This is a genomic window from Albimonas donghaensis (assembly GCF_900106695.1).
GTDB lineage: Bacteria > Pseudomonadota > Alphaproteobacteria > Rhodobacterales > Rhodobacteraceae > Albimonas > Albimonas donghaensis.
This window is the reverse complement of record NZ_FNMZ01000022.1, coordinates 1-1,937: the sequence shown is the minus strand read 5'-3', so window position 1 is coordinate 1,937 and position 1,937 is coordinate 1. Positions and strand designations below refer to the sequence as shown.

Sequence of the window (1,937 nt, the reverse complement as noted above, 5' to 3'; positions counted from 1 at the left end):
GCGGCATGGGGCGTGGCGTTCCCCGCCGGGTCGGTGGCGGTGAGGACCAGGTCGACCTCGCCGCCGGCCTCGTGATCCAGCGCCACGCCGTCCTTCAGCTTCAGGGTCCCGCCGACCACCTCGAAGCGGGGATCGTCGACGCTCCAGGTCAGGGGCGCGCCCTCCGGGTCGGTCCCCGCGACGGTCCCGATGACGGCGCCGGGGGCGTTCTCGGCCACGGCGGTTCCGGTCAGGGCGAGGCCGGTCGGGGCCTCGTCCAGATCGGTGACGGCGAGGGTGGCGGCATGGGGCGTGGCGTTCCCCGCCGGGTCGGTGGCGGTGAGGACCAGGTCGACCTCGCCGCCGGCCTCGTGATCCAGCGCCACGCCGTCCTTGAGCTTGAGCGTGTCGCCGACCACCTCGAAGCGGGGATCGTCGACGCTCCAGGTCAGGGGCGCGCCCTCCGGGTCGGTCCCCGCGACGGTCCCGATGACGGCGCCGGGGGCGTTCTCGGCCACGGCGGTTCCGGTCAGGGCGAGGCCGGTCGGGGCCTCGTCCAGATCGGTGACGGCGAGGGTGGCGGCATGGGGCGTGGCGTTCCCCGCCGGGTCGGTGGCGGTGAGGACCAGGTCGACCTCGCCGCCGGCCTCGTGATCCAGCGCCACGCCGTCCTTGAGCTTGAGCGTGTCGCCGACCACCTCGAAGCGGGGATCGTCGACGGTCCAGGTCAGGGGCGCGCCCTCCGGGTCGGTCCCCGCGACGGTCCCGATGACGGCGCCGGGGGCGTTCTCGGCCACGGCGGTTCCGGTCAGGGCGAGGCCGGTCGGGGCCTCGTCCAGATCGGTGACGGCGAGGGTGGCGGCATGGGGCGTGGCGTTCCCCGCCGGGTCGGTGGCGGTGAGGACCAGGTCGACCGCGCCCCCGGCCTCGTGATCCAGCGCCACGCCGTCCTTGAGCTTGAGCGTGTCGCCGACCACCTCGAAGCGGGGATCGTCGACGCTCCAGGCCAGGGCCGCGCCCTCCGGGTCGGTCCCCGCGACGGTCCCGATGACGGCGCCGGGGGCGTTCTCGGCCACGGCGGTTCCGGTCAGGGCGAGGCCGGTCGGGGCCTCGTCCAGATCGGTGACGGCGAGGGTGGCGGCATGGGGCGTGGCGTTCCCCGCCGGGTCGGTGGCGGTGAGGACCAGGTCGACCGCGCCCCCGGCCTCGTGATCCAGCGCCACGCCGTCCTTCAGCTTCAGGGTCCCGCCGACCACCTCGAAGCGGGGATCGTCGACGCTCCAGGTCAGGGGCGCGCCCTCCGGGTCGGTCCCCGCGACGGTCCCGATGACGGCGCCGGGGGCGTTCTCGGCCACGGCGGTTCCGGTCAGGGCGAGGCCGGTCGGGGCCTCGTCCAGGTCGGTGACGGCGAGGGTGGCGGCATGGGGCGTGGCGTTCCCCGCCGGGTCGGTGGCGGTGAGGACCAGGTCGACCGCGCCCCCGGCCTCGTGATCCAGCGCCACGCCGTCCTTGAGCTTGAGCGTGTCGCCGACCACCTCGAAGCGGGGATCGTCGACGGTCCAGGCCAGGGCCGCGCCCTCCGGGTCGGTCCCCGCGACGGTCCCGATGACGGCGCCGGGGGCGTTCTCGGCCACGGCGGTTCCGGTCAGGGCGAGGCCGGTCGGGGCCTCGTCCAGGTCGGTGACGGCGAGGGTGGCGGCATGGGGCGTGGCGTTCCCGGCCGGATCGGTGGCGGTGAGGACCAGGTCGACCTCGCCCCCGGCCTCGTGATCCAGCGCCACGCCGTCCTTGAGCTTCAGGGTCCCGCCGACCACCTCGAAGCGGGGATCGTCGACGCTCCAGGTCAGGGGCGCGCCCTCGGGATCGGTCCCCGCGACGGTCCCGATGACGGCGCCGGGGGCGTTCTCGGCCACGGCGGTTCCGGTCAGGGCGAGGCCGGTCGGGGCCTCGTCCAGATC

1 protein-coding gene is annotated in these 1,937 nt (G+C 75.7%); it reads right to left on the bottom strand.

What is annotated here, in order from left to right:
* Window positions 1–1,937: cadherin repeat domain-containing protein (locus BLV24_RS22180; protein WP_176954880.1), on the bottom strand; the 1,937-nt coding region annotated here is incomplete at both ends.